Raw genomic sequence first — 22998 nt, forward strand, 5'->3', positions numbered from 1 at the left:
TGGTGCGGCGGACTGCGCCCAGTTATTGGGCAGCGCTTGGAGTTGCCATAGCGCTGTCCGGGGCCGGAACGGCGCCAGCCCTGGCGCAGGAGCCGGCCTCACCGGCCCCCAATGCGGGAGCGGAATTTCAGCTGGGACTGCCGCAAAGCGGCATCCTCACCATCCAGCCTGACCGGCTGTTTTCCGAAAGCGCCTTTGGCAAACGGGTGGAGCGTGAGATTGAGGCCGAGGGCGCGGTGCTGACCGCGGAAAACCGCCGCATCGAGGCTGAACTGCGCGCTGAGGAACTGGAACTGACTGAACGCCGCAGCGACATGGCGCCGGACGCCTTCCGCGCCCTGGCTGATGCTTTTGACCAGAAAGTGCAGGAAACCCGGCGCCGCCAGGACCAGAAGCTGCGTGAAATCAACCAGATGGGCGAGGATGCCCGGCGGGAATTCATCGCCGCTTCACTGCCGGTGCTGCAGCAGATCATGCGGGAGACCGGCGCAGGGGCGATTCTGGACCATGCTTCGGTCTTTCTGAGCGCCAATGCCGCCGATATCACCAGCCTGGCAATCGGCCGGATAGACGAAGTTCTTGGCGATGGCGCAACAGATGAGGAGAGTGAGCGCTGAGCGTGCGAACTTGCCCAAGTGCCCTCTGCTTGCTAGGGACGGCGCAGCATAATTGACGATAATGGGAAACCACGCATGACCACCGAGCTGCAAAATGCTGACATTCAACTGATCCAGCGGATCCTGCCGCACCGCTACCCGTTCCTGCTGGTCGACAAGGTGGTCGATATCGACAGCTACAGATCGGCCCGCGGCATCAAGAATGTCACCATGAACGAGCCGCATTTCCAGGGCCATTTCCCGGGCACGCCGATCATGCCAGGTGTCACCATCGTTGAGGCGATGGCGCAGACCGCGGGTGTGATGCTGGGCGTTGGCATGGACATGGTCGATACCGATTTGCTGATCTATTTCATGAATATCGACAAATGCAAATTCCGCCGCAAGGTGGTGCCCGGCGATGTGCTGGAAATGAATGTGGAGACGCTGCGCGGCAAACCGGGCGGTAAGATCTTCAAGTTTCTGGGGCGCGCCACGGTGGACGGCGAAGTGGCCGCAGAAGCCGAATTCACCGCGATGGTCGACCGCCAGGTCGAGGGCGCCTGACATGAGCAGCATCCACCCCAGCGCCATTATTGAAGACGGTGCCAAAATCGGAGAAGACTGCGAGATCGGCCCGTTCTGCCTGGTTGGGCCTGATGCTGTGCTGGGGGACCGGGTTGTTCTGAAATCCCATGTGGTGGTCACAGGCGACACCGAGATCGGCGACGAAACCGTTGTCTTCTCTTTTTCGGTGCTGGGCGAGATCCCGCAGGACCTGAAGTTTAAGGGCGAGAAGTGCAAGACCGTGATCGGCAAGCGCAACCGCATCCGCGAGCATGTGACGGTTAATGCCGGCACTGACGGCGGCGGCGGCGTGACCCGTATCGGCGACGACGGCCTGTTCATGGCAGGCTGCCACATCGCCCATGACGCCCAGGTCGGCGATCGGGTGATTGTAGTGAACTCCGCCGCGGTGGCGGGCCATTGCGTGCTGGAGGATGACGTTATCATCGGCGGCCTGTCGGGCATCCATCAATGGGTGCGCATCGGCCGCGGCGCCATCATCGGCGCAGTGACCATGGTGACCAATGACGTGATCCCCTATGGCCTGGTGCAGGCGCAACGGGGCGAGCTGGACGGGTTGAACCTGGTCGGCCTCAAACGCCGCGGTGTCGCCCGCAGTGACATCACCGCCCTGCGTGCCGCGTTTCAGATGCTGGCCCAGGGCGAGGGCACCTTTCAGGAGCGTGCAAAGCGGCTGGGGGATGAGGCTGACAGTGAATACGTGCAGCGGATTGTCGCCTTTATCACCGGCGGCAGCGACCGTTCTTTCCTGACACCGGGGGGCTGACGTTATGCTGGCTGTTATCGCAGGTACCGGCGGGCTGCCGGCTGAAGTGCTGTCCCGTGTCGCGGGCAGGCCGTTGGTTTGCGCCATGGCAGGGTCCGAGCCCGATGCCGTGGACGCGGAAGTCACCTTCCGGTTCGAACAGCTGGGGTCCTTTCTGGAGCGCCTGAAAGCTGCCGAGGTCACCGAGATCTGCATGGCGGGCGCGGTGCGCCGCCCCAGTATCGACCCTTCGGCCATTGATGCCGCCACGATGCCGCTGGTTCCGGTGCTGCAGGCAGCGCTGGCTGCTGGCGATGACGGGGCTTTGCGGGCCATTATCGGCATTTTCGAACAGGCCGGGTTCACAGTGCGTGCCGCGCATGAAGTGGCACCGGACTTGTTGATGTCCGAAGGCGTGCCGACCAAGGTGCAGCCGGGCGAATTGGACAAGGCGGATGCTGCGCGGGGTGCCGAGATTGTTGCCGCCATGTGTGCAGCGGACATCGGCCAGTCCTGCGCCGTGCGCAAGCGGCAGGCAATCGCGGTTGAAAACATCTTTGGCACCGACTGGATGCTGGCCTCATTGCTGCAGCGTCCGGACGGGCAGGGCGGTTTGCTGTTCAAGGCACCAAAGCCGGCGCAGGACCGCCGTGCTGACCTTCCCACTATCGGCGCCGGGACAGTGGAGGCCGCCGCCAAGGCGGGGCTGTCTGGCATTGTGCTGGAAGCCGGCGGCGTGATCGTGCTGAACCAGGATGCGGTGATTGCGGCCTGCGACCGTCTGGGCCTGTTCCTGTGGTTGCGTGTGGGATGAGCCTTCGGGTTTTCATTCTGGCAGGGGAGCCTTCGGGCGACCGTCTGGGCGGGGCTTTGATGGCCGGGCTGAAGCAGCTGGAACCGGACGTCAGCTTTGACGGCATTGGCGGTGCGCTGATGGCGGAGCAGGGGCTGGCCTCACGGTTTCCGATGGATGAGCTGTCGGTTATGGGGCTGGCCGAGGTGCTGCCTAAGTACCGCCACCTGAAGCGCCGGATCCGGGAAACGGCGGATGCGGTTCTGGAAACCAGGCCGGATGTGGTGATTACCATCGACAGCCCGGACTTTTCCCTGCGGGTGGCCCGGCTGGTCAAAGACCGCAGCAATATCCGTACCGTGCACTACGTGGCGCCCTCGGTCTGGGCCTGGCGGCCAAAGCGGGCGGAGAAGATGGCGCAAGTCATCGACCATGTTCTAGCACTCTTGCCGTTTGAGCCGCCATATATGGAAGCCGCAGGGATGGACTGCGACTTTGTGGGGCATCCGGTGGTGGCGGAACCGCAAGCCACGGAAGCGGAGATAGCAGCCTTTCGCGCGGAGTTTGGCTTGGGACGCGCACCGTTTGTTCTGGCGCTGCCCGGCTCACGGCGCTCGGAAGTGTCGCGGCTGGCGCCGGACTTCGGGGCGGCCCTGAAACGGTTTTCAAAAACGCATCCGGACTATCAGGTGGTTGTCCCTGCCGCCGCATCGGTTGCAGGGCTGGTTGTGGAGGCTTTGCAAGGCTGGCCCGAGGGCACTGTCCTGATCGACCCGAACAAATTTAATCCTGCCACGGCCAAGGCCCACAAACGCGCCGCCTTTGCTGCGGCGGATCTGGCGCTGGCCGCCTCCGGCACGGTGTCGCTGGAACTGGCTGCCACGGCAACTCCGATGGTGATTGCCTACAAGTTCCAATGGCTGACCTGGCAGATAATGAAGCGTATGGCACTGATTGACACCGTGACGCTGGTCAACCTGGTGAGCGATACCCGCGTGGTGCCCGAATGCCTGGGGCCGGAGTGCACGCCGGAAAACATCGCAGCCCGGCTGGCCGCGGTGGCAGCAGATCCCGACGCGCAATTGGAGGCCATGGAGGTGACCATGCAATGTCTTGGCAAGGGCGGTGAAGAGCCCGGCCTGCGGGCGGCGCGGGCTGTCATGGACCGTCTCCCCCAGATGTAAGGCCAAGGCGCGCCGGAGACTGACGCCTCCGCCGCGCGGCTTTCGGTAGCGCGGGCGCTGCGCCTCCGCGCGGGGCGTGCCGCCCAAGCACAGCAAAACATTTGCGGACCGGCAGCATGATGCGGTGGATTTGATTCTGCGGAGAAGCGCCTGAGGGCAGGACCTGCCTCAGGCGCTGTTGGATTTTTTACAAGGATTGCCGGGGCAAGGAAGGCGCAATTGGCCGGCAGCGCGCCTCAGTAGCCGCGCCAGATCCAGCCGCCGCCAAAGATGCGGGAGCCTTCATTTGCATAAAACACGCAGGCCTGACCGGGAGAGACGCCTTCTTCCGGCGTCAGCAATTCCACCTCGGCGGTTGTGTCCGACAGCGGCCGGATGATCGCCTCCCGAGGCGGGCGGGTGGACCGGACCTTGACCTTCACGTGCCATTCCTTGCGAGAGGTGAAAGGGTCATCCCCAAGCCAGTTGATTTCGCGCACCGGGATGGTGCGGGTGGCCAGCAGCTCCTTGGGGCCGACAACTACTTGCTTCTTGTCTACGTCCAGCTTCACCACATACAGCGGCTCGGAAAGCCCGCCGATGCCCAAGCCGCGGCGCTGGCCGATGGTATAGTGCAGGACTCCGTCATGGCGGCCCAGCACCCGGCCGTCGGAATGCACGATGTCACCCGGTTCAGCGGCGCCGGGGCGCAGTTTTTCGATCACCCCAGCATAGTTTCCGTCCGGCACAAAACAAATGTCCTGACTATCCGGTTTGTCAGCCACGGCCAGCCCGTATTGCGCTGCCATCTCCCGCGTTGCGTCCTTGGAGGGCAGATGACCCAGTGGAAAGCGCAGATAATCCAGTTGTTCCGGCGTTGTGGAGAACAGAAAATAGCTCTGGTCGCGGTTTGCATCCTCAGCCGAGTGCAGCTCCGGCCCGTTCGCCCCCATCATGCGCTGGATGTAATGACCGGTGGCCATGCAGTCGGCCTCCAGATCCTTGGCAGTCTCCAGCAGGTCCTTGAACTTCACGCGCTCATTGCAGCGGATGCAGGGCACCGGGGTTGCACCGGCCAGATAACTGTCGGCGAACTCGTCAATCACCGCATCCTTAAAAATGTTCTCATAATCCAGGACGTAATGCGGGAAGCCGCGTTCCTCGGCCACCCGTCGTGCGTCGTGGATATCGATGCCGGCGCAGCAGGCGCCCTTCTTGGCCAGCGCAGCGCCGTGATCATAGAGCTGCAGCGTCACGCCGACCACGTCATAGCCCTGATCGGCCAAGTATGCAGCAACAACAGAGCTGTCGACGCCGCCCGACATAGCCACCACCACCCGGGTTTCCGAGGGCGGTTTGGCAAAGCCGAGCGAGTTGAGTTTTGAGTCGTGGTCCAGCGCCATGGGGCAGCTCCTGAAGGCAAGGGGGCAGGCGCCGCAGAATATAGGAAAATCCTACAGACTCTCAAGGGCCGTGGTTCACGCGCCGTTAAGCCTGATCGGAAATTCTGGTGTCAGACCTCAACGAACAAGATCTTCGAGGGAAGAAATATGTTTTTGAAGAAAGTGGACGGGCCGCGCGCCGTCACCCTGCCGGATGGCACCATCATGACCCAGGCGGACCTGCCGCCGAAAACCACCAGGCGCTGGGTTGCCTCGCGCAAGGCCGCGGTGGTGCGCGGTGTTCTGTACGGGCTGCTGCCTCAGAAGGAGGCCATGCAACGGTACGGGCTGAGCGAGGAAGAGTTCCGAAGCTGGGTTGCAGCGGTTGCAGACCATGGCGAAGAGGCCCTGAAAACCACACGTCTCAAGAAATTCCGCAGCCCTGACGCAAAATAGCCAGGCCCGCCCTTGAGTTGCATTTGTAAATTAACCATCATGGTAACGAGGCATTAACTTTTTTCCACCAAGGTTAACGCGACCTGAGGGAAACAGTGTACAGGCGGAGAAAATAATATGCGCATTCTGCTGGTTGAGGATGATCCGACCACGGCCAAAAGCATCGAACTGATGCTGACCCATGCCAACCTGAACGTCTATTCGACGGATTTGGGGGAAGAAGGGATCGATCTGGCCAAACTTTACGACTACGACCTGATCCTGCTGGATCTGGGGCTGCCCGATATGAACGGCCACGAGGTACTGCGCCAGCTGCGCATGTCCCGTATCGAAACGCCCATTCTGATACTGTCCGGTGCCGATGATACCGACAATAAAATCAAGGGCTTCGGCTTTGGCGCGGATGACTATCTGACCAAGCCGTTCCACCGCGAGGAACTGGTGGCGCGGATCCATGCGATCATCCGCCGTTCCAAGGGGCATTCGCAGTCTATCATCAAGACAGGCAAGATCTCGGTCAACCTGGATGCCAAAACGGTTGAGACCGATGGCAAGGCGGTGCATCTGACTGGCAAGGAATACCAGATGCTGGAGCTTCTGTCGTTGCGCAAGGGCACCACGCTGACCAAGGAGATGTTCCTGAACCATCTTTATGGCGGCATGGATGAGCCTGAACTGAAGATCATTGATGTTTTCATCTGCAAGTTGCGTAAGAAGCTTAGCAATGCAACAGGTGGCGAGAATTACATCGAAACCGTCTGGGGACGCGGCTATGTGCTGCGGGATCCGCAGGAAGACCACATGTCGGGCGGCCAGCGGATGGCTGTCGGCGCCTGAAAGGATGATCACCCGGCCGGCACATGATGATGTGCCGGCGGTTGCAAGGACCTGCCGGTTGGCGGGTCTTTTTGCTTTTTGACGCCTGCAGCGTGCGGGTTGTCAGATGCGCTGGACGCGGCCAGCGCGGCAGCTTATCACCAAAAGGGAGAACGAAGAGGGACCGCGCGTGGCAGAGAAAACAGAAAAAGACGTGGCCAACCTGTCGGCTGAAGAAGCGCAGGCCGAGTTTTTCGGACTGGAAGAACAGCTTCGTGCGGCGGATTTGGCCTATCATCAGGCCGACGCGCCAGAAATCAGCGATGCGGAATATGATTCGCTGAAACGGCGGTACCGTGCGCTGGCAGAGGCATATCCGGATCTAGCGGCAGATGCCACTCAGCTTAATACGGTGGGGGCTCCGGTTGCCTCTGGGTTCGGTAAGATTTCCCATTCCGTGCGCATGCTGTCACTCGGTAACGCCTTTGCCGACGAAGACGTCAGCGATTTCGACCGCAGCATCCGCAATTACCTCGGCCTGGAGCGTGATGCCGGGCTTTCCTTTACCGCAGAACCCAAAATCGACGGGCTGTCGCTGTCGCTGCGCTATGAGCAGGGCAAGCTGGTGCAGGCCGCAACCCGTGGCGATGGCAGTGTCGGGGAGAACGTGACTGCCAACGCATTGACCATCGGCGACATCCCGCAGCAACTGGACGGCGCGCCGGATGTGCTGGAAGTGCGCGGCGAAGTTTACATGAGTCACGCGGACTTCGAGGCGCTGAACAGCCGGCACGCCGAGCGCGGCGGCAAAATCTTTGCCAATCCGCGCAACGCCGCGGCCGGTTCTCTGCGGCAGCTGGATGCGGAAGTCACCCGTGCCCGCCCTTTGCGATTCTTTGCCTACAGCTGGGGCGAATTGAGTGCACCCCTCGCAGAAACGCAGATGCAAGCCATCGCACGGCTGCAATCCTTGGGCTTTCAGACCAACCCGCTGACCCGGCTTTGCGTGTCGGTTGATGAGATGATCACGCATTACCGCAGCATCGAAGAACAGCGCGCGACACTGGGCTACGATATCGATGGCGTGGTTTACAAAGTTAACGATCTGGCGCTGCAGGGGCGGCTCGGGTTCCGCTCGACCACGCCCCGCTGGGCGGTCGCGCATAAGTTTCCGGCAGAGCTCGCCTGGACCCGGCTGGAGGCCATCGACATTCAAGTCGGTCGTACAGGCGCGCTGAGTCCGGTTGCCCGCCTCACTCCTGTGACCGTGGGCGGCGTTGTGGTGTCGAATGCGACGCTGCACAACGAGGATTACATTCAGGGCCTCGATTCCAAGGGCGAGGAGATCCGGGCGGGCAAGGACATCCGCATCGGCGATTGGGTGCAGATTTACCGGGCCGGCGATGTTATTCCGAAAGTGGCTGATGTGGATCTGGCCAAGCGGCCTGCGGATGCCGCGCCCTATCAGTTCCCGCAGACTTGCCCGGAATGCTCCAGCCCGGCTGTGCGCGAGGAAGGCGATGCCGTGCGGCGCTGTTCCGGCGGCCTGATCTGCCCGGCGCAGGCGGTGGAAAAGCTGAAGCATTTTGTGTCCCGCGCGGCCTTTGACATTGAGGGTCTGGGCGCCAAACAGGTGGAGCAGTTTCATTCCGACGGATGGGTGAAAGAACCCGCGGATATCTTTGATTTGCAAGAAAACTATGGCTCTGGCTTACAGCAATTGAAGAACCGGGACGGGTGGGGCGAAAAATCTGCGGATAACCTGTTTGCTGCGATTTCTGAAAAACGCACCATCCCGATGGCCAAACTGATTTTTGCCCTGGGCATCCGCCACGCGGGCGAAGTTGCCGGCCGCGATCTGGCGTTGCACTACCGGGAATGGCACGCGATGGCGGAGGCGGTTGACGCCGCGCGACCCGCCGCGCTGGCGCACCGGGCAGCGGATGAGGCCGAGGAGGCTGAACGCCAGGCTGCCATGCAGGAAGGCCGCCGTGCCCGCATCAAGGACGCCCGCGATACAGCCATTGCCAGGTGCGATGTTCCTGCCGAAGCCGCCTCTGCTTGGGCGGACCTCATCGGCGTTGATGGGATTGGCGCAGTGCTGGGCCTGTCCCTGTCAGACGCCTTTGCCAACCCCGAAGAACGTGCGGCCTTTGACCGGCTGATGGCCAAACTGACCGTCGTCCCGCCGGATGCACCGGCATCAGACAGCCCGGTGGCGGGCAAGACCGTGGTCTTCACCGGCACTCTGGAAAAGATGACCCGCGCCGAAGCCAAGGCGCGGGCCGAAGCTTTGGGTGCCAAGGTGTCCGGTTCGGTGTCCAAAAAGACCGACATTCTGGTGGCCGGGCCTGGGGCCGGGTCAAAAGCCAAGAAGGCGGCAGAGCTGGGCATCAGAACAATGGATGAAGACGGCTGGCTGGAGCTGATTGCAGAGGCATGAGCGGGCGTCCTGAGATCCTGTTTCCGCTGTTCGCCGGTGCCGAGACCTTGCAAGGGGTCGGCCCGAAGACTGCGCAATCTCTCACTCAGGTTGAGATAGAAACGCCGCGTGACTTATTGTTCTCGCTTCCGTATTCGGTCGTGGACCGGCGGCGGCGCAAGACCATCCGCGGGGTGGACTTGCCCGCAACACTGACGGTTGAAGTGACCATCGGAAATCATCGTCCTGCCCGCAACCGGGGCGGCGCCTACCGGATTCATGTGGAAGATGCGGAGAGCGAATTTCAGCTTGTGTTCTTCCATGGCCGCAGCCGTTATCTGGAGGCTCAGCTGCCGGAGGGCGCGCGCCGTGTGGTCTCGGGCAAGCTGGAGCTGTTTGACGGGCTGGCCCAGATGGTTCATCCGGACCACATGCTGCCGGTGGAAGAGGCGCATGAGATCCCGGAGTACGAGCCGGTCTACAGCTTGACCCACGGGGTTACCCAGAAGACCATGTATAAGGCAGCGCAAAGCGCGCTGTCGCGGATGCCGGAGCTGGCGGAATGGATCGACCCGGCGCAGATGCTGAAGGAAGCTTGGCCTGCTTGGCATGACGCGCTGCAAACGGCCCATGCACCGCAGGGGCCTGATGACTTGGACCCGCAGGCGCCAGCACGGGCGCGGCTGGCTTATGATGAGCTGTTTTCCCATCAACTGACCCTGGCGCTGGCCCGTCAGACCGAACGGAAGTTGCGCGGCATTGAAAGCCATGCCAATGGCCGTTTGCAATCCCGCGTGCTGAAGGCGCTGCCCTACCGGCCGACCGGCGCCCAGATCCGTGCAATCGCGGAAATTTCGGCGGATATGGCGACTGACAAACGGATGAACCGGCTTTTGCAGGGGGATGTCGGATCAGGCAAAACTTTGGTTGCTTTCATGTCGTTGCTGGTCGCTGTTGAAGCAGGCGGTCAGGGGGTGATGATGGCCCCTACGGGGATTCTGGCACAGCAGCATATGGAAGGGCTTGCACCACTGGCCGAGGACGCAGGTGTGGTGATTGAGATCCTTACCGGGCGTGACAAAGGGGCGGAGCGAAAGGCCAAGCTGGCGGCGCTGAAACGCGGTGATATTCATATTCTGGTCGGCACCCATGCGGTGTTCCAGCAGGACGTTGAGTTCCGCGACCTGCGGCTTGCCATTGTCGACGAACAGCACCGCTTCGGGGTGCGGCAGCGGATGGAATTGGCGGAAAAGGGCAAGGGGGCTGATGTCCTGGTAATGACCGCCACGCCGATCCCGCGCTCGCTGGCGCTGGCACAGTATGGCGACATGGATGTTTCGGTGCTGGACGAGAAACCGCCGGGGCGCAAGCCGGTCAAGACCGCAGTGATCAGCACCGAGCGGATGCAAGAAGTAGTGGACCATCTGCGCAAGGCCATATCAGAAGGGCGCCAGTGTTACTGGGTTTGCCCGCTGGTCGATGAGTCAGAGCTGAGCGACCTGACCGCAGCAGAGGGACGGTTCAAGCACCTGCGCGCCATTCTGGGTGAGGGCACAGTTGGCCTTGTGCATGGTCAGATGCCGCCTGCGGACAAAGATGCGGCCATGGCAGCGTTCCAGGAGGGCACGACCAAGGTTCTGGTGGCCACCACGGTGATTGAGGTGGGGGTGAACGTGCCCAATGCCTCGATCATGGTGATTGAGCGGGCAGAGATTTTTGGCTTGGCGCAGCTGCACCAGTTGCGCGGCCGGGTGGGACGCGGCAGTGCGCAGTCAACCTGCCTTTTGATGTATCAGCCGCCGCTGACCGAAGGCGGACGCAAGCGGCTGGAAGTGCTGCGCGAAACCGAGGATGGCTTCCGTATTTCGGAAACCGACCTGCAGATGCGCGGGGCAGGCGATATGATCGGCACAGCGCAATCCGGCCTGCCACGGTTCCGGATTGCCGATTTGGAACGCCAGGCCGGGCTGATGGCGGTGGCGCAAAGCGACGCGCGGGCGCTGCTGGCCTCCGATCCCAAGCTGGAGAGCGACCGCGGCAAGGCTGCGCGTGTTCTTCTGTGGCTGATGAAGCAGGATCAAGCAATCCGTTTGATTACAGTGGGTTAATACGCGTTTTAAAGCGTTCTCTCTTGTGGTGTTCCAGTTTGTTCGCAAATGTTCTCAGAAAGTTCTTTACAGGTGTTCTTAAAAATGAGAACAAAGAGGCAACAAACTTGCCAGAGAGCGAAGAGACTGACCGGAGGAGGCCCGAGCCATGATTGCACAGATCAAAACCACTATGCAGAACGCCCATTCGACGTTGCTGGAGGACGCCATCGGAGCGGCCTCGCTGATGGTGATGCTGGTGGCGGCGTTGCATCTTCCAGGGCTGTTCTGATCCGCTTTTCCCATTCCTGATTGCATCTGCTGTGCCGGGCCGGCCCTTTCCTGTCCCGGACTGTTCGAGGGATCAACCGCCTGTCCCGATCCCCAATTGGATTGCCTCAATATCCAGCCTGGCCTGCCCGGGTCCCGCACAGCAGAGCATGACTGCCGCCGCCATCCTGCCCGGATGCGCGGCGGTTTTTTCATGCGAGGAAAGAGTGCTCAAGCAGCGTAGTGATTTGCACAGGTGCAGGCCGCGTTGCTGTATTTCGGACTACCTGTGCAGGGCTGCAAACTGCCGCGTCAGGCGCAGTGTTGCTTGGCGGCTGTTTGCATGGCTTCCAGCGTTGCCTCCAGCGCCAGCATGATCGAGGCGTGGCGGTTCTTGAACTCGCGCGCAGGCTGCAGCACTTCCAGCCCGTCAAAAGGCGCGTCCGGCACCGGGCCGTTCTGGGTCAGCATGGCTTTCAGCTGGTCGCGGGCGGTCTCGACCTCTTCCAGAGAGCGGCCGATGACATGGGCACCCACCACTGCCGCCGAGGCCTGTCCCAGCGCACAAGCCTTTACGTCTTGGCCGAAATCCGCGATCCGCCCGTTTTCCATAGAAATGTCGACGGTCACGGCAGAGCCGCAGAGCGGCGAGCGTTTCTTAACTGTGGCGCTGGGAGATTCGAGCCTGTCGAGATGCGGGATATCCGCGGCCAGCGCCAGAATACGGGTGGAGTACAGTTTGATCAGATCACTTTCGCCAGCCATGTCTTTCCCGGGCTTTCCCTGCTTGGTTCTTCCCCATACATAGGGAGCCGAACAGCAGATGCAAAAGGTTTTTATCCATGACTATTGCCGCGTCCTTTGATCCCGCCAGCCTGGTCTATAATGACGCCGGGCTGATCCCCTGCATTGCGCAGGACGAGGCCTCGGGCGAAGTTCTGATGATGGCCTGGATGAATGCCGATGCGGTAGCCCGCACACTGGAGACCCGCAAAGTCACCTACTGGTCGCGCTCGCGCCAGTCGTTCTGGATAAAGGGGGAAACATCCGGCCATGTGCAGGAGCTGGTGGACCTGCGGATAGATTGCGACCGCGATTGCCTGCTGGCGCTGGTGCGTCAGACCGGGGCTGCCTGCCACACCAACCGGCGGACCTGTTTCTATACAGCGGTGCGCGGCGGCGAAGAGATTGAGCTGATGAAACCGATGGGCTGAACAAGGATACGGCCCTGGCGGGCCGTGCCTCCGGCGGGGATATTTTCAGCCAGAAGAAGCGTGCAGGCCGGTCATTTCACGGATGTCTTGCGGGGTGGCGCCCTCGATACGGTATTTGGCTATGGCGCGGGCGTCGTCGCGTTTGGCGAGGCGTTTGCCGGTGTCATCGCGGATCAGGCGATGGTGGTGGTAAACGGGCGTGGGTAAGCCAAGCAGGCTTTGCAGCAGCACGTGGATCTGTGTGGCCTCAAAAAGATCAGCACCGCGTACTGCATGTGTGATGCCTTGATCCGCGTCATCCACAACGACGGACAGATGGTAGGATGTGCCCATGTTCCGGCGCACCAGGATGATGTCGCCAACGGTCATGATCAGTTGTTCCGGGTCCAGAGGATGGATGCCTTCGAACTCCGGGCAAGTCTCGGTGAAGCTGCGTAAATCAGCTGCCTGGACGGCTTTCATCATGTTCAACCGGATCACGTCCTTGTCCGTGGCCTCGGATGCCGGGCGATCGCGGCAGGTGCCTGGGTAGATGCGCCCGTCGGGGCCGAATTGCGGCACCCCTTCTTGCGGGGCGCCTGCGGCGGTTTCGATATCGGCACGGTTGCAGCGGCAGGGATAGGTCAGGCCCATCACTGTCAATTGGTCCAGTACGGCGCGATACCGGGGCAGGCGGTCCGACTGGCGCATTACCGGCTGCGGCCAAGTCAGGCCGAGCCAATCCAGATCCTCAAGAATCTGCGCCTCCCATTCGGAACGCGCGCGGGACTGATCGATATCTTCGATACGCAGCAGGAAGGTGCCGCCTTCCGCCATGGCCATATCGTGTGCCAGGATGGCGGAATAGGCATGGCCCAGGTGCAGCGGTCCGGTTGGCGACGGCGCGAAACGGGTGGTGAATGTCACGCTTTCTCAATTACATAAACTGTGGACTTCAGGTCGATGCCAGGGAGGTGATCCCCGTGTTCCCGGAATAGCAGCCGCGCTGCTGAACAGTCCAGCCATTCATTGAGTTTACCGGTATAGGCCCGGTCCGCCAGCGCGTGATCATTGTAGGAGAAGGCAAACAACCCGCCGCGCGGCAAGGCCTGCAGGATCATGTCGAACACCGCAGGCGGTGCCGCACCGGTGCCTAAAACGCCGCAGCCGGTGATCAGCCGGTAGGCACCCTGCGGGATCGGCTTGCTGTCTGTGACGTCAATCTGTGTCAGTGTGCGGTAGGCGCCCTTGCTGCGGGCCTGGGTGATCATCTCGTCAGACGGTTCCATTCCGTCTATGTTTTCAAACCCTTGCATTCTCAGCGCCAGGCCTGACAGGCCGGTGCCGCAGCCAAAGTCGAGAACAGGCACGCTCATGTCCGGCTGAAACTTTGCCAATGCTTCGGCGATACGGCCCGGTGTGGCGTAACCGTTTTCGGCAATTTCGGCGTCATAAGAAGCGGCCCATTGGTTGTAGTGCTCCAGGGTCGCTTCCGGTGTTTCAAGGTCGTAGGCCTTGTCCAGAAACTTTTCGCTCATGTAGCAAGTTTAGGCCCGGCAGCAGCAGTCCGTCTAGGAAAAGTTGCGGAGCCACTCTTGCCAAACGTCCTTGGCGCGGTCGGTGTAGGCCTTGTAGCGGTCCTTGCGGCCGCGGCGGCCGCCTTTGAGGCCGTCAACCGGGCGGAACAATCCGAAGTTCACGTTCATCGGCTGAAAGGTCTTGGCCTCGGCGCCGCCGGTGATGTGATGGATCAGCGCGCCCATAGCACTGTCCTGGGGAACTTCTGGCAGGTCCTGAGCAAGGATTTCCGCAGCAGCCAGCCGGCCTGCCAGCAGGCCCATCGCTGCGCTTTCCACATAGCCCTCGACCCCGGTGATCTGGCCGGCAAAGCGGATGTTGGGTTTCGTCTTCAGCCGCATCTGCGCATCCAGCAGGGTGGGCGAGTTCAAAAACGTGTTGCGGTGGATGCCGCCAAGGCGGGCGAAGCTGGCGTTCTCCAGCCCCGGGATCATCTTAAAGACCTGCGCCTGGGCGCCGTATTTCATCTTGGTCTGGAAGCCGACGATGTTGAACAGTGTTCCCAGCGCGTTGTCGCGGCGCAGTTGCACCACCGCATAGGCCTTGACGTCCGGCTGATGCGGATTGGTCAGGCCCACCGGCTTCATCGGGCCGAAGCGCAGCGTCTCACGGCCGCGATCTGCCATCACTTCGATCGGCAGGCAGCCGTCGAAATATCCGGCGGTCTCACCCTCGTGAAACTCGGTTTTGTCAGCTGACAATAATGCGTCGATGAAAGCCTCGTACTGGTCCTTGTCCATCGGGCAGTTGAGGTAGGCAGTGCGCTCCTCCTCGGTCTCGCCTTTGTCATAGCGCGATTGCATCCAGGCCTTCGACATGTCGATCGACTCGGCGTAGACAATCGGCGCTATGGCATCGAAGAAGGCCAGCGCCTCAGCCCCGGTTTCGGCCTGAATGGCCTTGCCCAGTTCCGGCGAGGTCAGCGGGCCGGTGGCAAAGATCCAGTGGCCGTCGGTCGGCAGTTCAGTGATTTCCTGATAAGAAACGCTGACATTCGGGTGCGCCTTCAGCTTGGCTGTCACGCTTTCGGCAAAGGGATCGCGGTCCACCGCCAGGGCGCCGCCGGCGGGCAGGCGGTGTTCATCGGCGGTGGTCATGATCAGCCCGCCTGCGGCGCGCATTTCCCAATGCAGCAGGCCCACGGCGTTCTGCTCGTCATCATCCGAACGGAAGGAGTTGGAGCAGACCATCTCGCCCAGGTTGCCGGTCTGGTGGGCAAAGGTTTCCACCTTGGGGCGCATTTCGTGGATCACCACCGATACGCCCATGTTCGCCGCCTGCCAGGCGGCCTCGGACCCGGCCATGCCGCCGCCCACGATATGCAATGTCTGTGCCGAATGATCTGTCATGCCCGCCACATAGGACAGGGGGAGGGTCTGCGCAACAGGCTTGGCAGTTCTATACGGGTCGCAGAGCTGCCACAATTCGCACGGGGCTTGCCAAGTACGTGTGATCTGTCCGGGAGAGAGGGGAATTTGGGGCCGCCGCTGCGGGAATGGTACACCGGTGAGAGAGAACCGGTTGGAGGGACCCTTCCGCAGCAGCAGCCCAAATTGTGCCGGTCAGTGATTAATCAGCGACCGTGCCCAATCTTTGCCATCTTTCCGCCCGAATTGAAAGGCGTTTGGCTGGCGTCTTAAGGAAACAATATGTTCCGATTGGTAAACAAAGCCTAAAATTTTCGGAGAATTCCGGAGGTCAGGCCGGAATTCCCGTAAATTTATCCGGCGGGATCAGCTTTCCTGCCAGTCGGGCGCGCGTTTTTCGATAAAGGCGGCCATGCCTTCGATGGTGTCGCGGTACATCAGATTCTCGACAATCACGCCGCTGGTATAGTCATAGGCCTGATCCAGCGGCATTTGAAGCTGCTCGTAAAACGCCTGTTTGCCGACTTTCACCGCAGTGCCGAGCTTGGAGGCGATGGTTTCCGCCAGCCGGGTGGTTTCCGCCTCCAGCTCCTCCAGTGGCACGGCACGGTTGGCCAACCCCAAGTCCACCGCGCGGGCGGCGTTGATGAATTCACCCGTGGTCAGCAGCTCAAACGCCTGTTTACGGGGGATGTTGCGCGACAGCGCTACCATCGGGGTGGAGCAGAACAACCCGATGTTCACCCCGTTGACGCCGAATTTGGTGTCTTCCGCGGCCACCGCCAGATCGCAGGAGGCCACCAGCTGGCAGCCCGCCGCCGTGGCGATGCCATGCACCTGGGCAATCACGACCTGGGGCAGGGACTGCAATCCGGTCATCACGCTGGTGCAACGGGCAAACAGATCCTGGAAATAACCTTTGCCGCCATCGTCGCCTGTGCGGCCTGCGGTCATCTGCTTGATGTCATGGCCCGCACAGAACCCTTTGCCGGTGCCGGACAGGATCACCACCTTGATACTGCTGTCTTCACGCAGGGCGTCGATCTGCGCCTGCAGTGCGGCCAGCATCTCGTCCGACAGTGCGTTCAGTTTTTCCGGCGTGTCCATCGTCAGCCGGGCAATGCCGCCCGTGTCGTGACGTTTCAGAATTGTCATCTTGCCCTCCTCGCAAATCTCGGGGCAACTCTATGCAGGGACAGGGGAAAGGGAAAGCATGGCGCTGGCATTTGATGTCGCAGGTCTGACGGATTACCTGCATGAGATTTTTCCGCAGGTGAAAGGCGAATTTGCCATTGATGCGATGGATGAAAGCGGCCTGCGGATGCGGCTGCTGACAGCCGAACGGCATCTACGGCCCGGCGGCACGGTGTCGGGGCCGTCGATGTTTGCGCTGGCCGATTGCGCGATCTATGCGCTGATCCTGTCGCAGCTGGGGCGCGAGGCGCTGGCCGTCACCACCAATTGTTCGCTGGATTTCATGCGCAAACCCGTGGCCGGCGCGGATATTATCGCCGAGGCGCGGCTGTTGAAACTGGGCCGGGCTCTGGCGGTCGCCGATGTGCTGATGTACTCTGAAGGGCTGGCAGAGCCGGTGGCACGTGCCAGCATGACCTACTCGGTCCCGCCTAAGCGTTGATCGCGGTGGCAAAGGGCTGGCCGACCTTCACCAGCGTCTCCCGGCCTTTGGCGCTGTTGGCCAGCAGATCGTCCGAGAAACGGACCTTGCCGGGCTCAAACACCACCACCACGGTGGAGCCGCCGAATTTGAAGTAACCCTTTTCGTCCATCTTCTGCACTGCGCCTGCGGTACGGGTGTTGACGATGCTGCCCACACCAAAGGCGCCGACCTCGACAAAACAATAGGTGCCCAACGTCTCCGTCTCGACCAGGGTCCAGGAGCGCTTGTTCTCTCCGAACACATCCGGTCCGGCCCCCAGCGCAATCGGGTTCACCGAATGCAGCGCGCCGGCAATGTCCTGGGCGCCGGTGATCCGGCCCGCGGCAGGGAAGTGGTAGCGGTGGTAATCCGCCGGGCACAACCGCACGATGGCCAGCGCGCCGCCGATGAAACGCTCCGCAATGCTGGGCAGCATAGTGCGGACTGACATCGGGTGGCCTTTGACGGGAACAAAGACGTCCTCGGCTAGCTCCGGAAACACCAGCACCCGGCCGTCTGCCGGGGAGACGATGTCCCGCGGATCTTTGCTGTAGGGGCGGGCCTCAGACTTCAGGTTCCGCACAAAAAAGTCGTTGAAACAGCCATAGCTCTCCGCCGGTGCGGTGGCTTCCGCCATGTTGATGGACAACTCGTTGATCACCGCGCTGATCTTGGCCTTGGAAAACCGCGAGCCGAACCAGGCGCCCATGCACCGGCTGACCAAAGCCGAGCGGAACAGCAGCTTTTCCACCGGCTTTGCGCTGGCGTTCTGATAGGCCCAGCGGATCCACTTCTCGCCCAGCACCACCTCTTCAAAGGTCTCGCCGGTGTCGCGGTCAACAACAAGGATCGGATCACGCTGCATGGGGCCTGCCAGGTTCGGTTTCAATTCTTCTGCGCCTAGCAAGATGCGCGGCCGGGGCCAAGGGGGAATTGCGCAGCAGAGAGGGGCGCTGCCCGGCAGGTGCGAAAAGAACAGAGGCGCTGCCCCTCTTGGCCTTTGGCCAATTCACCCTGAGGTATTTGGGACCAGAAAGAAGCTGCTGTCAGTCATTGCCCGCCGAGGGCACCGGTCCGGGCAAACTGACAGCCGGCCAGGGGGAGGGGCTGGCTGCAAGCGCAAAGGCCGTGCAATTGCAGTAAAGAAATACAGTAGAGAAAAGGGGGCCGAAGCCCCCTTGTGCATGCCCTTACGGGAACAGCTTTTTGACGTAGTTCGGCAAGGCAAACGCCGCCTTGTGGATCTCCGGGTTGTAATACCCGGTCTCGATCCCGGCAGCGGCAAAGCGCGCCTCCAGATCCTCAAGGCTCACATTACGGGCCTTGTCCGAGTGGCTGCCCCAGCCGAACGCCATCGGCCCGCCGGCATAGGTCGGCACCGACGCCAGATAGCAGGAGGCATCGGCAAACAGAGCCTGGAACGCCCGCAGGGTGCCGGTCAGCTCATCCCCCTGCATGAACGGCACGCCGTTCTGGGTGACGATGATGCCATCCGCGGTCAGCGACCGCGCCGCATGGCCATAGAACGTATCGGTGAACAGCACTTCGCCGGGGCCGATCGGGTCGGTCGAATCGACGATGATCACATCGAACTTTCCGGTGTTCTCTTTCATGAAGAACGCGCCGTCGCTGATCACCAGATTGAGGCGCGGATCGTCAAAGGCGCCGTCGCTCAGCATCGGCAGGTATTCTTTCGAGAAATCCACCACGCCGCCGTCGATCTCCACCATTGTGACATGTTCGACCGACGTGTGGCGCAGCGCCTCGCGGGCCATGCCGCCGTCGCCGCCGCCGATGATCAGCACGCGTTTTGCGGCACCATGCGCCAGGATCGGCACGTGGGTCAGCATCTCGTGGTAGATGAAGTTGTCGCCTTCGGTGGTCTGCACCACGTCGTCCAGTGTCAGGATGCGGCCGAATTGGCCGTTCTGGAACACTTTCAGGCGCTGATGCTCGGTGTTGCTGTCATAGAGCATTTCGTCCACGCGCAGGGCCTGGGCGTAATGTGCGTGCAGGCTTTCCGTCACCCACTCCGGTTTGCTGGCACTGCTCATGCGGCAACCTCTTTGGCGATCAGTTCCTCTCCGCGCAGCAGTTCGCGCACTTCCACCATGTCAGTGTTGAAGGCCTCTTTCAGCACGTCGACGGCTTTCCACGGCTCGGCATCGCCGCACATGAAGACGTCAAAGGCGCCATAGCCGATTTCAGGCCATGTGTGCACCGAGATATGGCTTTCCGCCAGCACGGCCACGCCGGAGACGCCCTGGGGCGAAAACTTGTGGGTGTGGATGTGCAGCAGGGTGGCGCCGCAAATGTCAACGCAGTCGCGAAACGCTTTCTGGATGCGGGCTTCGCAGTCCAGGCCGGTGCCTTTCATTACTTCGATGATCAGATGGGTCCCAGCAAACACCTTGCCATCCTTGCGGATGAAATGGTCTTCGCGGTCCGAGTCCACAACGGAGTCGATATTCGCGGCTGTTACACCGCGGGCGGTATCTTCCTCATGGGCGCCTGTCTCCAGACCGATCCCCAGTTGGAAGAGGTTGGCGTCTTTCATGACACTCCCCTTCGTTCCAGTAGATTGCAATCCAGCCGGTTCCTTAGCGCCCCCCCGAATAAGGGTCCGGGGTTGGGATCGGTACCGAAAGTGAGGGGCATTTAGGCCGGGGGGAAGATTCGATCAACCTTTAATTTTTGCATAGCCGGTAACGTGCAAGGACCTGCATCCTGCGGATCATGAGGGCGGGCAAAAAAAGGGCCGGGGCGAACCCCGGCCGTCAGGTTGTTCTATTGCCCAGGGGATCATGGGCGCCAGAACGGAAGAGTGGCTTCATAATGGGCGTCCTGGCGGCTCAGCCCGATGTCCTTAAGCTGTGCTGCGCTTAGGTGTTTGAGATGGGTCCTTGTGCGGCGGCGCAGGCTCCACTTGGTGACCAGCACAGCAAAGAGGACGGCCCATTGCGCCAGCACCGGCAGGCCCGGGCGGCTGATCAGATAGGACATGTTCGAATGTGCCATTTGCGTGTGCTGTACCATGGGAGGTTTCCTATATTGTGTTGATACAATCCTGTTGATTTGTCGTGATGTTTTGATACAAAGGGGTGAGCATGTTGTCCAAGGATGGATTGTAATGGGTACAATATGGCCGCAGAGCCTGGGTGAGGCGAAAGGTCCTAAGTATAAAAAGGTGGCAGATACAATCCGGTCTGCTGTTGAATTGGGCAGTTTGAAAATTGGTACAAAGCTGCCGCCGGTGCGCGACCTTGCATATCAATTAAGCATAACGCCCGGCACCGTTGCCCGCGCCTACAGCATTCTGACTGATGAAGGCGTGCTGGAGGCCGAGGTCGGGCGCGGCACCTTTGTAGCCGAAAAGAAAAAGCCGGTGCCCGATGACGTATGGTCGCGGGAGCTGCATTTGCTGGAGGCGCGCGATCCCGGTCATGTCAGCCTGTTCAGCCCGCGGATTGCCGATATGGGGCAGGTGGCCGCGGTGCGCGAGGCGCTGCACAAAGTGGCGGAAGGCGAGGCGCGGAAATTCCTGAATTATCCGACCCGTGACGCCTATCTGCCGGTGCGCCAGGCGGCGGCGGCATGGGTGGGGCAGTCGCCGGTCGGCATGGTCACAGAAAACGACATTGTCCTGACCCACGGCGGTCAGAACGGGCTGATGGTGGTTCTGCAAGCGATCCTGGAAGGCCCGCAGCCGGTTATCATGGTTGAGGATTTGACTTATGCCGGGTTCCGCCGCGCTGCGGAACTGCTGAGGGCGCAGGTGGTCGAAGTCGCCATGGATGAACACGGCATCCGGCCGGATTCAATGGAGCTGGCGATCCGCAAGACCGGCGCCACGGTGCTGTGCACCAGCCCTGAGGTTCACAATCCGACCGGGCTGCACACACCGCTGGAGCGCCGCAAGGAAATTGTCCGCATTGCCCGCCGCCACGGGGTGCAGATCGTCGAGGATGATTGCTACCGCCTGGGCGAGTCGCGCGCACCCAGCTACCGGTCGCTGGCGCCGGAGCTTGCCTGGCATGTGTCCTCGATCTCCAAGATCCTGACACCGGCCCTGCGCGTCGGTTTTGCGCTGGCGCCCGAGGGCCGGTCGACAGACCTGCGGCGGGTGGCGGAGTACGGATACTTCGGCCTGGCGCAGCCGCTGGCAGAACTGGTGCGGATACTGCTCACCGATCCGCGGCTGCCTGATCTGGTGGCGGCGGTGCGCGGGGAAATGGCCCGCTATGTCCGGGTCGCCGTCAATGCGCTTGGCGGGTTTGATCTGACCTGGAACCCGGATGTGCCCTTTGTCTGGCTGCGGCTGCCCTCCGGCTGGCGCGCCGCCGCCTTTACCCGGGCCGCCGAGTCAAACGGGGTGCAGATCCGCTCGGCAGATGAATTTGCCCTGCGCGACGGCCGCGCGCCCCATGCGGTGCGCATTGCCATCAACGCGCATGTACCGCTGAAACAGTTCGAGGAGGCGATGCTGCGCCTGCGCTCCCTGCTGGACAACCCGCCCGAGCAGATCAGCGTTTGAAAATGGAAAGAGGCCGCTTTGGCAAGCCGCCCCCACCGGGTTGAAATGCTGCTGATTACTCTTCCAGTTTAACCCACAGCGGGACATCGTTGCCACCAAAGGACCAGTTGTCTTTGCCGGGGGCAATTCCGGCAGTGACCGCCGAAGCGACCAGTCCGGCGACCGATCCGCGGGCAACGATAACCCCGTCAAGTGTTGGCTGAACTTTGGTGTCCGCCGACCTGCCGGGCGCTTTGCAATTCACCCGCAGCGATGTTGGCCGATCTTTGAGCTTGGGCAAGCGAACCACCGCCGGCGTCGTGAACGAGGCGGAAAACTCGGCGGAGTCCAATGTTCAGACAGCTCCAGTCACTTCAATGCGTTCGGTGACGGAGGAGCGGTTGTTTCCGGACAAAACCTGCTGTCGCCGTTCTTCTTCATCCAGTTCAAAGAAGAAAGTGCGTATGAAGGGCTCGGTGTAGCCGGTAACGCGTGCTGCGGTGAGGCCGGTCTTGTAGGATACGGCAACCGGCGGCTGTTCCGCGGGCGCATATTGCATGCAACCAGTGACCAGCAGGGCCAAGGGAAAGGGGGCTAATTTGGAGAGTTTCAAAACGGTGCTCTCTTGGTTGAATTTTGCCGGGTGGCTAGCCGGAGCAAATGCCTTGGTGCAAGGTGGGGAGATAAATCAATAGAAAGTGTTGTCTAATCCGCTCTCCGCTTTGCCTGATAGTGCGGAAGGTGCGAGATTTGTGGGGTAAAATGATACCTAATTCTCAACATGTTGTTTTTGCTTATTTTATTATAGCTCGCCTCTGTTGACGTGGCTTTGTGATCCCCGTAAACCCCCTCCATCGCATTCAGGCGTTTCCTTCCGGGATTCTGCCGTCACGACAAACAGGATTAACCTGCCATGAAAACCTTCTCTGCTACACCGGCAGACATCGAGAAGAAGTGGATCCTGATCGACGCCGAGGGCGTTGTTCTGGGCCGCCTTGCCTCGATCGTTGCCATGCGCTTGCGTGGCAAGCACAAAGCGTCCTTCACTCCGCACATGGACATGGGCGACAACGTTATCATCATCAACGCCGACAAGGTGCAGATGACCGGTAAGAAGCGCGAAGAGCACTTCTACTGGCACACCGGCCACCCGGGCGGCATCAAATCGCGCACCAAACAGGAAATCCTGGAAGGCGCGCACCCCGAGCGCGTTGTGACCCAAGCGGTCAAGCGCATGCTGCCGGGCAACCGCCTGAGCCGTCAGATCATGACCAATCTGCGTGTCTATGCCGGTGCCGAGCACCCGCATGAAGCACAGGCCCCTGAAGTTCTGGATGTTGCATCCATGAACAAGAAAAACACCCGGAGCTAA

At 61.2% G+C, this 22998-nt stretch carries 26 protein-coding genes; 14 read left to right on the forward strand and 12 right to left on the reverse strand.

Translation table 11 applies throughout. The features are described 5' to 3' along the window. Positions 1–2: 2 nt before the first annotated feature. The 5 genes from AQUI_RS0118295 (at position 3) to lpxB (ending at position 3906) form a co-directional block, all read left to right on the forward strand. Positions 3–617 (forward strand): OmpH/Skp family outer membrane protein, encoded by a 615-nt coding sequence (locus AQUI_RS0118295; RefSeq protein ID WP_027258787.1) that lies wholly within the window; start codon positions 3–5, stop codon positions 615–617. Positions 618–692: 75 nt separating this feature from the next. Further along, positions 693–1163: a 3-hydroxyacyl-ACP dehydratase FabZ gene (gene fabZ / locus AQUI_RS0118300; protein WP_027258788.1), complete on the forward strand. Its 471-nt coding sequence runs from the start codon at positions 693–695 to the stop codon at positions 1161–1163. Position 1164: 1 nt separating this feature from the next. After that, entirely contained in the window at positions 1165–1950 is a 786-nt protein-coding gene (lpxA, locus tag AQUI_RS0118305; RefSeq protein ID WP_027258789.1) for an acyl-ACP--UDP-N-acetylglucosamine O-acyltransferase, read from the forward strand. A gap of 4 nt (positions 1951–1954) precedes the next feature. After that, positions 1955–2743, forward strand: a complete 789-nt coding sequence (locus AQUI_RS0118310; RefSeq protein WP_027258790.1) for an LpxI family protein — start codon at positions 1955–1957, stop codon at positions 2741–2743. After that, complete coding sequence (lpxB, locus tag AQUI_RS0118315) at positions 2740–3906, forward strand: lipid-A-disaccharide synthase (protein ID WP_027258791.1); 1167 nt, start codon at positions 2740–2742, stop codon at positions 3904–3906. Before AQUI_RS0118310 ends, lpxB begins: the two co-directional genes overlap by 4 nt. A gap of 236 nt (positions 3907–4142) precedes the next feature. Here the strand turns inward: lpxB and mnmA are convergent, their stop codons facing one another. Continuing rightward, positions 4143–5288, reverse strand: coding sequence for a tRNA 2-thiouridine(34) synthase MnmA (gene mnmA, locus AQUI_RS0118320; RefSeq protein ID WP_027258792.1), 1146 nt, complete (start codon positions 5286–5288; stop codon positions 4143–4145). Positions 5289–5435: 147 nt separating this feature from the next. Here mnmA and sciP point away from each other — a divergent pair, with 147 nt between their 5' ends. The 5 genes from sciP to AQUI_RS32295 all read left to right on the forward strand — a co-directional run bounded on the left by sciP (position 5436) and on the right by AQUI_RS32295 (position 11340). Next, positions 5436–5723: a CtrA inhibitor SciP gene (gene sciP / locus AQUI_RS0118325; RefSeq protein WP_027258793.1), complete on the forward strand. Its 288-nt coding sequence runs from the start codon at positions 5436–5438 to the stop codon at positions 5721–5723. Positions 5724–5840: 117 nt separating this feature from the next. Continuing rightward, positions 5841–6560 carry a response regulator transcription factor CtrA gene (ctrA, locus tag AQUI_RS0118330; RefSeq protein ID WP_027258794.1) on the forward strand — a complete coding sequence of 240 codons (720 nt, stop codon included), beginning with the start codon at positions 5841–5843 and terminating at the stop codon, positions 6558–6560. Between the two features lie 169 nt (positions 6561–6729). Beyond that, complete coding sequence (ligA, locus tag AQUI_RS0118335; RefSeq protein ID WP_027258795.1) at positions 6730–8982, forward strand: NAD-dependent DNA ligase LigA; 2253 nt, start codon at positions 6730–6732, stop codon at positions 8980–8982. Then, the gene (gene recG / locus AQUI_RS0118340; protein WP_027258796.1) at positions 8979–11069 is read left to right on the forward strand and encodes an ATP-dependent DNA helicase RecG; all 2091 of its coding nucleotides are present in this window, start codon (positions 8979–8981) and stop codon (positions 11067–11069) included. The genes ligA and recG overlap by 4 nt, the downstream gene beginning before the upstream one ends. A 148-nt stretch (positions 11070–11217) precedes the next feature. Continuing rightward, on the forward strand, positions 11218–11340 hold the full coding sequence (locus tag AQUI_RS32295; RefSeq protein WP_275423038.1) for a hypothetical protein: 123 nt from the start codon (positions 11218–11220) through the stop codon (positions 11338–11340). A gap of 290 nt (positions 11341–11630) precedes the next feature. Here the strand turns inward: AQUI_RS32295 and AQUI_RS0118355 are convergent, their stop codons facing one another. Next, positions 11631–12083 (reverse strand): iron-sulfur cluster assembly scaffold protein, encoded by a 453-nt coding sequence (locus tag AQUI_RS0118355; protein ID WP_027258797.1) that lies wholly within the window; start codon positions 12081–12083, stop codon positions 11631–11633. 77 nt (positions 12084–12160) lie between these two features. On the opposite strand from AQUI_RS0118355, the gene hisI reads away from it, so the two are divergent. Next, entirely contained in the window at positions 12161–12532 is a 372-nt protein-coding gene (hisI, locus tag AQUI_RS0118360) for a phosphoribosyl-AMP cyclohydrolase (RefSeq protein ID WP_027258798.1), read from the forward strand. 45 nt (positions 12533–12577) lie between these two features. Here the strand turns inward: hisI and gluQRS are convergent, their stop codons facing one another. The 4 genes from gluQRS to AQUI_RS0118380 all read right to left on the reverse strand — a co-directional run bounded on the left by gluQRS (position 12578) and on the right by AQUI_RS0118380 (position 16611). After that, positions 12578–13438 carry a tRNA glutamyl-Q(34) synthetase GluQRS gene (gluQRS, locus tag AQUI_RS0118365; protein ID WP_027258799.1) on the reverse strand — a complete coding sequence of 287 codons (861 nt, stop codon included), beginning with the start codon at positions 13436–13438 and terminating at the stop codon, positions 12578–12580. Further along, entirely contained in the window at positions 13435–14049 is a 615-nt protein-coding gene (locus AQUI_RS0118370; protein ID WP_027258800.1) for a class I SAM-dependent DNA methyltransferase, read from the reverse strand. Before AQUI_RS0118370 ends, gluQRS begins: the two co-directional genes overlap by 4 nt. 33 nt (positions 14050–14082) lie before the next feature. Then, the gene (trmFO, locus tag AQUI_RS0118375; protein WP_027258801.1) at positions 14083–15438 is read right to left on the reverse strand and encodes a methylenetetrahydrofolate--tRNA-(uracil(54)-C(5))-methyltransferase (FADH(2)-oxidizing) TrmFO; all 1356 of its coding nucleotides are present in this window, start codon (positions 15436–15438) and stop codon (positions 14083–14085) included. A gap of 384 nt (positions 15439–15822) precedes the next feature. Further along, positions 15823–16611 (reverse strand): enoyl-CoA hydratase, encoded by a 789-nt coding sequence (locus AQUI_RS0118380; protein WP_027258802.1) that lies wholly within the window; start codon positions 16609–16611, stop codon positions 15823–15825. 58 nt (positions 16612–16669) lie between these two features. Here AQUI_RS0118380 and AQUI_RS0118385 point away from each other — a divergent pair, with 58 nt between their 5' ends. Then, entirely contained in the window at positions 16670–17092 is a 423-nt protein-coding gene (locus AQUI_RS0118385) for a PaaI family thioesterase (protein ID WP_027258803.1), read from the forward strand. Here the strand turns inward: AQUI_RS0118385 and asd are convergent. The 4 genes from asd to AQUI_RS0118405 form a co-directional block, all read right to left on the reverse strand. After that, positions 17082–17978 carry an archaetidylserine decarboxylase gene (gene asd, locus AQUI_RS0118390; protein ID WP_027258804.1) on the reverse strand — a complete coding sequence of 299 codons (897 nt, stop codon included), beginning with the start codon at positions 17976–17978 and terminating at the stop codon, positions 17082–17084. The genes AQUI_RS0118385 and asd overlap by 11 nt on opposite strands. A 325-nt stretch (positions 17979–18303) precedes the next feature. Next, positions 18304–19167 carry a polyamine aminopropyltransferase gene (speE, locus tag AQUI_RS0118395; RefSeq protein ID WP_027258805.1) on the reverse strand — a complete coding sequence of 288 codons (864 nt, stop codon included), beginning with the start codon at positions 19165–19167 and terminating at the stop codon, positions 18304–18306. Continuing rightward, positions 19164–19670 (reverse strand): adenosylmethionine decarboxylase, encoded by a 507-nt coding sequence (speD, locus tag AQUI_RS0118400; RefSeq protein ID WP_027258806.1) that lies wholly within the window; start codon positions 19668–19670, stop codon positions 19164–19166. Before speD ends, speE begins: the two co-directional genes overlap by 4 nt. Before the next feature lie 245 nt (positions 19671–19915). Further along, on the reverse strand, positions 19916–20149 hold the full coding sequence (locus tag AQUI_RS0118405; protein ID WP_027258807.1) for a DUF1127 domain-containing protein: 234 nt from the start codon (positions 20147–20149) through the stop codon (positions 19916–19918). 94 nt (positions 20150–20243) lie between these two features. On the opposite strand from AQUI_RS0118405, the gene AQUI_RS0118410 reads away from it, so the two are divergent. After that, positions 20244–21647, forward strand: a complete 1404-nt coding sequence (locus tag AQUI_RS0118410; protein WP_027258808.1) for an aminotransferase-like domain-containing protein — start codon at positions 20244–20246, stop codon at positions 21645–21647. A gap of 55 nt (positions 21648–21702) precedes the next feature. Here the strand turns inward: AQUI_RS0118410 and AQUI_RS0118415 are convergent, their stop codons facing one another. Both AQUI_RS0118415 and AQUI_RS0118420 read right to left on the reverse strand, forming a co-directional pair. After that, positions 21703–21978, reverse strand: a complete 276-nt coding sequence (locus AQUI_RS0118415; protein ID WP_027258809.1) for a hypothetical protein — start codon at positions 21976–21978, stop codon at positions 21703–21705. 3 nt (positions 21979–21981) lie between these two features. After that, positions 21982–22209 (reverse strand): hypothetical protein, encoded by a 228-nt coding sequence (locus AQUI_RS0118420; protein WP_027258810.1) that lies wholly within the window; start codon positions 22207–22209, stop codon positions 21982–21984. Positions 22210–22539: 330 nt separating this feature from the next. Between AQUI_RS0118420 and rplM the strand changes: the two genes are divergently transcribed. Then, positions 22540–22998 (forward strand): 50S ribosomal protein L13, encoded by a 459-nt coding sequence (rplM, locus tag AQUI_RS0118425; protein WP_024090265.1) that lies wholly within the window; start codon positions 22540–22542, stop codon positions 22996–22998.

It is taken from the genome of Leisingera aquimarina DSM 24565, assembly GCF_000473165.1.
Lineage (GTDB): Bacteria > Pseudomonadota > Alphaproteobacteria > Rhodobacterales > Rhodobacteraceae > Leisingera > Leisingera aquimarina.

Coding starts and splice junctions, on each gene's coding strand:
- fabZ (WP_027258788.1), top strand. CDS start 693: ATGACCACCGAGCTGCAAAATGCTGACATTCAACTGATCCAGCGGATC.
- lpxA (WP_027258789.1), top strand. CDS start 1,165: ATGAGCAGCATCCACCCCAGCGCCATTATTGAAGACGGTGCCAAAATC.
- AQUI_RS0118310 (WP_027258790.1), top strand. CDS start 1,955: ATGCTGGCTGTTATCGCAGGTACCGGCGGGCTGCCGGCTGAAGTGCTG.
- lpxB (WP_027258791.1), top strand. CDS start 2,740: ATGAGCCTTCGGGTTTTCATTCTGGCAGGGGAGCCTTCGGGCGACCGT.
- mnmA (WP_027258792.1), bottom strand. CDS start 5,288: ATGGCGCTGGACCACGACTCAAAACTCAACTCGCTCGGCTTTGCCAAA.
- sciP (WP_027258793.1), top strand. CDS start 5,436: ATGTTTTTGAAGAAAGTGGACGGGCCGCGCGCCGTCACCCTGCCGGAT.
- ctrA (WP_027258794.1), top strand. CDS start 5,841: ATGCGCATTCTGCTGGTTGAGGATGATCCGACCACGGCCAAAAGCATC.
- recG (WP_027258796.1), top strand. CDS start 8,979: ATGAGCGGGCGTCCTGAGATCCTGTTTCCGCTGTTCGCCGGTGCCGAG.
- AQUI_RS32295 (WP_275423038.1), top strand. CDS start 11,218: ATGATTGCACAGATCAAAACCACTATGCAGAACGCCCATTCGACGTTG.
- AQUI_RS0118355 (WP_027258797.1), bottom strand. CDS start 12,083: ATGGCTGGCGAAAGTGATCTGATCAAACTGTACTCCACCCGTATTCTG.
- hisI (WP_027258798.1), top strand. CDS start 12,161: ATGACTATTGCCGCGTCCTTTGATCCCGCCAGCCTGGTCTATAATGAC.
- AQUI_RS0118370 (WP_027258800.1), bottom strand. CDS start 14,049: ATGAGCGAAAAGTTTCTGGACAAGGCCTACGACCTTGAAACACCGGAA.
- trmFO (WP_027258801.1), bottom strand. CDS start 15,438: ATGACAGATCATTCGGCACAGACATTGCATATCGTGGGCGGCGGCATG.
- AQUI_RS0118380 (WP_027258802.1), bottom strand. CDS start 16,611: ATGACAATTCTGAAACGTCACGACACGGGCGGCATTGCCCGGCTGACG.
- AQUI_RS0118385 (WP_027258803.1), top strand. CDS start 16,670: ATGGCGCTGGCATTTGATGTCGCAGGTCTGACGGATTACCTGCATGAG.
- asd (WP_027258804.1), bottom strand. CDS start 17,978: ATGCAGCGTGATCCGATCCTTGTTGTTGACCGCGACACCGGCGAGACC.
- speE (WP_027258805.1), bottom strand. CDS start 19,167: ATGAGCAGTGCCAGCAAACCGGAGTGGGTGACGGAAAGCCTGCACGCA.
- speD (WP_027258806.1), bottom strand. CDS start 19,670: ATGAAAGACGCCAACCTCTTCCAACTGGGGATCGGTCTGGAGACAGGC.
- AQUI_RS0118405 (WP_027258807.1), bottom strand. CDS start 20,149: ATGGTACAGCACACGCAAATGGCACATTCGAACATGTCCTATCTGATC.
- AQUI_RS0118410 (WP_027258808.1), top strand. CDS start 20,244: ATGGGTACAATATGGCCGCAGAGCCTGGGTGAGGCGAAAGGTCCTAAG.
- rplM (WP_024090265.1), top strand. CDS start 22,540: ATGAAAACCTTCTCTGCTACACCGGCAGACATCGAGAAGAAGTGGATC.